Genomic DNA, 7,021 nt, shown 5'->3' on the forward strand with positions numbered 1-7,021 from the left:
GTCGACGTGCCGAGGAACGGGCTGTAGCCGATGACGTCGGCGTTCCACAGAATGCCGTACGCGTCATTCCACTTCGAGCCCTTCTTGCCCTCCGCGACCAGGTCACGCTGGGTCTGCATGCCGAGCGGCTCTTGAGCGCATCGCCGGTCGGGTAACCCGGGAACTCCGTGGTGGGCTCGTTGCTGTCAGCGTCGCGGGCCATCGCCCTCACCGTCCTCGTCAGACACTGCTGTCTGCAATGACGGTACGTCCGCCGTACGACAGCCGCTCGCCGAGCCGGCGCGGATGGCGTATCCGCAGGTCAACGCCGACGTACGGGCGGTGCTCAGGCGAACGCGCTGAGCCCGGTCAACCGCTGCCCGATCACGAGCTGGTGGATCTCCGAGGTGCCCTCGTAGGTGAGTACGCTCTCCAGGTTGTTGGCGTGCCGCATCACCGGGTACTCGCCGGAGATCCCGTTCGCGCCGAGGATCGTCCGGCACTGCCGCGCGATCTCCAGCGCCTCGCGGACGTTGTTGAGCTTCCCCACGCTCACCTGCTCGGGGCGGAGCCGGCCGGCGTCGGCGAGCCGACCCAGGTGCAGCGCCAGCAGGTAGCCCTTCTGCAACTCCACGGTCATGTCGGCGAGCTTGGCCTGGGTCAGCTGGAAACCGGCCAGCGGACGGCCGAACTGGGTGCGGGTGCCCGCGTACGCCAGAGCGGTCTCCAGGCAGTCCCGGGCGGCGCCGAGCGCGCCCCAGACGATGCCGTGCCGGGCCTCGGTGAGGCAGCTCAGCGGCGCCTTGAGTCCGATCGCCTCCGGCAGTTGGGCGGCGGCGGGAAGCCGGACGCCGTCGAGCACGATCTCACCGGTGAGTGAGGCGCGCAGCGACATCTTGTGCTGGATCTCCCGCACGGTCACACCGGGCGTGTCCATCGGTACGGCGAAACCCCGGACGCCGTCCTCGGTGCGCGCCCAGACCACCCCGACGTCGGCGACCGGCGCGTTCGTGATCCACATCTTGCCGCCGTCGAGCACCCAGTCGTCACCGTCCCGGCGCGCCCGGGTGGCCATCGAGGCCGGGTCGGAGCCGTGATCGGGCTCGGTCAGCCCGAAGCAGCCGATCGCCTCGCCCGCGGCCATCGCCGGCAGCCAACGCTGCTTCTGCTCCTCGCTGCCGTAGCGCCAGATCGCGTACATGGCGAGCGAACCCTGCACCGACACCAGCGAACGCAGGCCCGAGTCGCCGGCCTCCAGTTCCAGGCAGGCCAGCCCGTACGCGACCGCCGACGCGCCGGCGCAGCCGTAGCCGGTCAGGTGCATGCCGAGCAGGCCGAGCTTGCCGAACTCGCGGGCCAGCTCACGGGCAGGCAACTGGCCCTGCTCGTACCAGCCGGCGACGTGCGGCCGCACCCGCTCGTCCACCAGTTGGCGCACGACGGCGCGGATCTGCCGCTCCTCCTCGCCGAGCGTGGAGTCCAGATCGAGCAGTTCGAGCGGGGCGCTGGTGCGGGGGCTCATGGCAGCCACCCTAACGGTGGCTCAGCTCCGGACGCGAGGAGCGGATCACTCCGCCGGCTCGGAGAGCACCAGCACCCGGGCGTGGATCTGGTTGCGCTGCTGGAGCGCCGCCCGCAGCGCGCGGTGCAGGCCGTCCTCCAGGTAGAGGCCACCGTGCCACTGCACCACGTGCGGGAAGAGGTCGCCGTAGAAGGTGGAGTCCTCGGCGAGGAGCTTGTCCAGGGCCAGCTCGCGCTTGGTGGTGATCAACTGGTCCAGGCGCAGCGGCCTCGGCGGGATCTCCGCCCACTGCTTGAGCGTCAGGTTGTGCTCCGGATAGGGACGCCCGTCCCGAACCGCTCTGAAGATCACGACGGAACGCTCCCTCCCCGTGGCCGGGCCGACCGGCGGCGCCGTGCCGGGTCGCGGCGTGGCACCGCGCGGCACGGCACCGATGACCCGTGCCAGCCTAGCCGCCTGTCGCACACCGCGTACTTCTCCCTGATGTCAGTTTCGCTACCGCTCGCCCGATCTTCCACAGGGCGAATCCGGCATGCCGGTCAACTCCACCGCCCCCGTCGGACCACCTCGTCGACCGGACGCCGGCCCCGCCGCAGCGACGGTGACCGATGGTCGGCGGCGCGGTAACCAACGGTCACCGCGCCGATCGGCTCGTACTCCTCCGGCACGCCGAACGCCTCCCGGTACGCCGCCAGCCGCTGCGGGGGAATGCCGAAGAAGCACGCCCCCAGCCCCTCGTCCACCGCGGTGAGCAGCATCAGCAGGGCGGCGAAGCCGGTGTCCACGTACCAGTAGGGCACCGGCCACCGCTGCGCGGAACGATCCGTCCAGCCCTTGTCCGGCTCGGCGTACCGCTCCAGGTACGCCGACCGGTTCGCGTGCGGCACGACGATCAGCGGCGCCTTGCGCATCCCCGCCAGCCAGCGCTCCCGGCCGCCGCCGTCCGGAGTGGCCGCCGCCCAGAACCGCTCCCGGTCGGCGGCCTCCTCCAGCACCAGGAACCCCCAGCCCTGCGCGAAACCGGCCGACGGCGCGCGGACGGCATGGTCGAGCAACCGCTGCACCACGTCGGGCGGGACCGGGCGGTCCGGGTCGTAGTTGCGCACCATCCGCCGGCGTCGGAGCACCTCGGCGAACTCCATGCGGCTCTCCCTCCCGGTCAGACGCCGGGACGGATACCCCAGACGCCCCGCCAGGTCTCGTCCGGCCCGAGCACGATCACGTCGCGGTTCGAGCGGAAGGCGTCGGGCGGACAGGTCATCGGCTCGATCGCCACCGAGCGGCGGTGCCGCTCACCGGTGAGCGTGTCCCCGGTGAAGACCTGCCACCACCCGAACTCCCGGTCGGCCCAGATGGTCACGCCCGACCCGTCCGGTGCGGCAAGGCTCACCGACGACCCACCGTCGGCCTCCCGGACCACGTCGCCGAAGGAGAGGTCGAGGACCGCGTCGCCGATCCGGCGCGGGCTCGTCCAGTCGTACTCGGTGCCCTCCACCGGGGTCACACCGATCGGCAGCAGCCGGTTGTCCAGCATCATCCGGCTCCGGCCGGGCACACGCATCGCCAGGTCGTCGACCGGCACCCCGGGCAGCTGCAGGTACGGGTGCACGGAGAAGCCGAACGGAGCCGGCTCACCGCTGACGTTGCGCACCTCGTGCTCGGCGCGCAGGCCGTCCTCCCCGACGCTCCACCGGCTGCGCAGTCGCAGCGCCCACGGGTAGCCGGGCTGCGGCGGCAGCCAGTAGCCGAGGGTCACCGCGTCCGCCGACTCCTCGATCAGTTCCCAGGACACCCAGTTGACCAGTCCGTGGATCGCCACGTGGCGCGCGGGCTCGGTGAGCGGCAGCTGGTGCGTCCGCTCGCCGGTGGTGTAGCGCCCGTCCCGGATCCGGTTCGGCCACGGTGCGAGCACCTGGCCGGCGGAGCCGGGGGAGAGCTCGTCCTCGGCGTACCCGTCGAGGTAGTCGACGCCGTCGTGCGTGTACGTCCGCAGCCCGCCGCCCACCTCGACGATGACGGCCTCGTGGCCGGCGGCGGAGATGGTCCACTGGGTGCCCGACGGGGGACGCTGGTCAGGGGTGTGCATGTCGGCGACCCTAACCGGTCACTCTCGGTCACCACCCGACGCCGTCGCCGCGCGGTCACCGCCGGGTCCCCCGGCCACCGGCGGCCCGTCCACGGCCGTCGATCCCGCGCCCCCGGCCTTCGCGGCGTCGGCGTCGCCCGCGTTCGTCGCGGCCCGGTAGCGCAGCAGCGCCGGGAAGGCGACCGCGAGCACCACGACGAGCACCGCCGAGGCGATGCCGCCGGCCACCCAGGCGACCCCGCCGCCGAACCCGGCCGCCATGGCGCCCGCGCGCAGGTCGCCGAGGCGCGGCCCGCCGGCGACGACCACCGTGTTGACCCCCTGGAGCCGACCACGCATCCGGTCCGGCGCGTAGATCAGCAGCATGGACTGGCGCAGCACCGCACTGACCAGGTCCGCCGCGCCGGCGACACCGAGCAGCAGGACCATCAGCCAGAGCTGGTGGGCGAAGCCGGCGGCCGCGATGGCCACGCCCCAGGCGACCACCGCGAGCACCAGCCCGAGCCCCTGGCGGCGGAGCCGGCTGATCCAGCCGGAGGTGAGCCCGCCGATCATCGAGCCGATGGCGATGGCGCTGTAGAGCCATCCGACCGCCCCGTCGCTGAACCGCTCGTCGGCGATCTCCGGGAAGAGCGCCCGGGGCATGGCCAGGATCATCGCGATCAGGTCGACGGCGAACGAGAGGAGCAGCACCGGCGTGGTCGCCAGGTAGCGGAAGCCGTCCACGACGCTCGCCAGCCCCGCCCGGCGGGGCGTGCCGTCGCCGTCCGGGTCCGGCTCGGGCGGCAACGCGGGCAGCCGCAGGGTGGCCCAGAGCGAGACCGTGAAGAGCAGGCCGTCGACCGCGTACGCGACCGGCAGGCCGACGTCGACCCCCCAGGACGAGAAGATCAGACCCGCGGCGAGCGGCCCGACCACCGAGGCGGCCGTGAAGGTGGTGTAGTTCAGCGTGCTGGCCGCCGGGACCAGCTCGTCCGGCACCAGCCGGGGCAGGATCGCGCTGCGGGCCGGCGCGGTGATCGCGAACGCGATCGACTGCACCGCCACCAGGACCAGCAGCAGCACGGGACTGCCCACCTGCAGCAGCGACTGGGCCAGCAGTCCCAGGGTCGAGGCCCAGAGCAGCGTGCCGGCCCCGAGCAGCACCTTGCGGCGGTCCCGGGCGTCGGCGACCGCGCCGCCCCAGAGACCGAAGATCAGCAGCGGTACGAACCCGGCGATCCCGAGCAGGCCCACCCAGAGGGAGGCCTCCGTGATGTCGTACATCTCGACCGGCACGGCCACCGCGGTGAACTGGAAGCCGAACATCGCGACGCCGTTGCCGAGCCAGATCCGCCGGTAGTCCGGCACCCGGAGCGGCCGCAGATCGATCGCCCAGCGACGTACCCCGGCACGTTGTTTCTCCGTCACGGCGCGAGCCGCTCGACGGTCCAGCCACCGGCGTCGACGCGCCGGAACCGCAGCCGGTCGTGCAGCCGACCGGCGTGGCCCTGCCAGAACTCCACCGAGTCCGGGCGGACCCGCAGCCCGCCCCAGTGCGGCGGGGCGGGGATCGGGCCGTCGCCGAACCGCCGCGCCACCTCCCGGTAGCGCGCCTCCAACGCCGCCCGGTCCGGGAGCACCTGTGACTGCGGGCTGGCCCAGGCGCCCAGCTGGGAGGCGCGGGGCCGGGTCGCGAAGTACGCCTCGGTCTCCGCCCTCGGCACCTCCCGGACGGTGCCGGCGACCACGACCTGGCGCTGCATGGGGAACCAGGGGAAGACCAGGCTGGCGTACGGGTTCGCGGCCGCCTCGGCGCCCTTGCGCGAGGTGTGGTTGGTGAAGAAGACGAAGCCGTCCGGGTCGTAGCCCTTCAGCAGCACGGTGCGGCCGCTGGGCCGGCCGGCGGCGTCGGCGGTGCCGACGACCATCGCGTTCGGCTCCGGGAGGCCGAAGGCCACGGCGTCGGCGAACCAGCGGGCGAACTGGGCGTGCCAGTCGCCGGCCAGGTCGGCCTCGGAAAGGCCCCGGTCCGCGGCGTACTCGTTACGCATCGCGCCCGGGGCAGGTGTGTCGCCCGTCACTTTTCTACTCCCTTTCACCGGGTCGGCGCACGCCGGTCAAGGCTGGCCAGCCCGTACCGCCCCAGTCTTGCCCAGCCGCGAACGGGATGCGCGTCCGGGGATGTCGCGTGCGGCACAGTCGCAGCGGGTCGCGGACTCGGTTACTCAGCAGGCAAGATGTTTCGAACGAATCCCCAAGGGTCGCCCAAGGTGCTCGACCGACCGGGCCGTGCGCAGCCGTGAGGGCGGCGACCAGAGCCAGGAGAGCGACATGGCCGATTTCAAGCCGGGACTGGAGGGCGTGGTCGCCTTCGAGACCGAGATCGCCGAACCCGACCGTGAGGGTGGTGCGCTGCGCTACCGCGGGGTGGACATCGAGGATCTGATCGGCCAGGTCTCCTTCGGCAACGTGTGGGCGCTGCTGGTCGACGGCCGGTTCGGGCCGGGCCTGCCGCCCGCCGAGCCGTTCCCGGTGCCGGTGCACTCCGGCGACATCCGGGTCGACGTGCAGTCGGCGGTCGCGATGCTCGCCCCGTACTGGGGCCTCGACCAGCTGCTCGACATCTCCGACGAGCAGGCGCGCGAGGATCTCGCCCGGGTCTCGGTGACCGCGCTCTCCTTCGTCGCCCAGTCGGCCCGCGGTCTCGGCCTGCCGGCCGTGCCGCAGAAGGAGATCGACAAGGCGTCGACGATCGTCGAGCGGTTCATGAAGCGCTGGCGCGGCGAGCCGGACCCGCGGCACGTCAAGGCCGTCGACGCCTACTTCATCTCGGCCGCCGAGCACGGGCTGAACGCCTCGACCTTCACCGCGCGGATCGTCGCGTCGACCGGCGCGGACGCGGCCGCCTGCATCTCCTCCGGCATCGGCGCCCTCTCCGGCCCGCTGCACGGTGGCGCCCCGTCCCGGGTGCTCAACATGCTGGAGGCGGTCGAGCGCGGCGGCGACGCCGAGGGCTACGTCAAGGGCGTACTGGATCGCGGCGAGCGGCTGATGGGCTTCGGGCACCGGGTCTACCGGGCCGAGGACCCGCGCGCCCGGGTGCTCCGGCGGACGGCGAAGGAGCTCGGCGCGCCGCGCTTCGAGATCGCCGAGGCGCTGGAGAAGGCCGCCCTGGAGGAGCTGCACAACCGCAAGCCCGACCGGGTGCTCGCCACCAACGTCGAGTTCTGGTCCGCCGTCGTCCTCGACTTCGCCGAGGTGCCGGCGCACATGTTCACCTCGATGTTCACCTGCGCCCGGATGGGTGGCTGGAGCGCGCACATCCTGGAGCAGAAGCGGCTCCAGCGGCTGGTCCGCCCGTCCGCCCGCTACGTCGGCCCCGCCCCCCGCAAGCCGCAGGAGGTCGAGGGCTGGGACGCCATCCCGCACGGCGTCTGAGCTTCGATCAGGGG

Annotated in this window: 6 protein-coding genes and 1 pseudogene; 1 reads left to right on the top strand and 6 read right to left on the bottom strand. The window is 72.8% G+C overall.

Going from position 1 to position 7,021, the window contains the following annotated elements; translation table 11 throughout:
• Positions 1-325: 325 nt before the first annotated feature.
• The 6 genes and pseudogenes from E1211_RS29140 to pdxH form a co-directional block, all read right to left on the bottom strand.
• Positions 326-1,501: an acyl-CoA dehydrogenase family protein gene (locus tag E1211_RS29140; RefSeq protein ID WP_132352954.1), complete on the bottom strand. Its 1,176-nt coding sequence runs from the start codon at positions 1,499-1,501 to the stop codon at positions 326-328.
• A 45-nt stretch (positions 1,502-1,546) separates the two neighbouring features.
• Positions 1,547-1,852 carry a type II toxin-antitoxin system VapB family antitoxin gene (locus E1211_RS29145; protein WP_120673612.1) on the bottom strand — a complete coding sequence of 102 codons (306 nt, stop codon included), beginning with the start codon at positions 1,850-1,852 and terminating at the stop codon, positions 1,547-1,549.
• A 188-nt stretch (positions 1,853-2,040) separates the two neighbouring features.
• Complete coding sequence (locus E1211_RS29150) at positions 2,041-2,643, bottom strand: nitroreductase family protein (RefSeq protein ID WP_132352956.1); 603 nt, start codon at positions 2,641-2,643, stop codon at positions 2,041-2,043.
• A 17-nt stretch (positions 2,644-2,660) separates the two neighbouring features.
• Positions 2,661-3,587, bottom strand: coding sequence for an aldose 1-epimerase family protein (locus tag E1211_RS29155; protein ID WP_132352958.1), 927 nt, complete (start codon positions 3,585-3,587; stop codon positions 2,661-2,663).
• Positions 3,588-3,719: 132 nt separating this feature from the next.
• Positions 3,720-4,997: pseudogene (locus E1211_RS29160) on the bottom strand (MFS transporter); the annotation flags it as partial.
• Positions 4,994-5,620 carry a pyridoxamine 5'-phosphate oxidase gene (pdxH, locus tag E1211_RS29165; RefSeq protein ID WP_132352964.1) on the bottom strand — a complete coding sequence of 209 codons (627 nt, stop codon included), beginning with the start codon at positions 5,618-5,620 and terminating at the stop codon, positions 4,994-4,996. The gene pdxH and the pseudogene E1211_RS29160, both read right to left, overlap by 4 nt.
• Positions 5,621-5,900: 280 nt before the next feature.
• Here pdxH and E1211_RS29170 point away from each other — a divergent pair, with 280 nt between their 5' ends.
• Positions 5,901-7,007: a citrate synthase 2 gene (locus tag E1211_RS29170; RefSeq protein ID WP_132352962.1), complete on the top strand. Its 1,107-nt coding sequence runs from the start codon at positions 5,901-5,903 to the stop codon at positions 7,005-7,007.
• Positions 7,008-7,021: the final 14 nt, after the last annotated feature.

This window comes from Micromonospora sp. 15K316, assembly GCF_004348525.1.
Lineage (GTDB): Bacteria > Actinomycetota > Actinomycetes > Mycobacteriales > Micromonosporaceae > Micromonospora.

Bases quoted from the DNA above. Each gene is read 5' to 3' on its own strand.
- pdxH (WP_132352964.1), bottom strand. From the start codon at position 5,620: ATGCGTAACGAGTACGCCGCGGACCGGGGCCTTTCCGAGGCCGACCTG.
- E1211_RS29140 (WP_132352954.1), bottom strand. From the start codon at position 1,501: ATGAGCCCCCGCACCAGCGCCCCGCTCGAACTGCTCGATCTGGACTCC.
- E1211_RS29150 (WP_132352956.1), bottom strand. From the start codon at position 2,643: ATGGAGTTCGCCGAGGTGCTCCGACGCCGGCGGATGGTGCGCAACTAC.
- E1211_RS29155 (WP_132352958.1), bottom strand. From the start codon at position 3,587: ATGCACACCCCTGACCAGCGTCCCCCGTCGGGCACCCAGTGGACCATC.
- E1211_RS29170 (WP_132352962.1), top strand. From the start codon at position 5,901: ATGGCCGATTTCAAGCCGGGACTGGAGGGCGTGGTCGCCTTCGAGACC.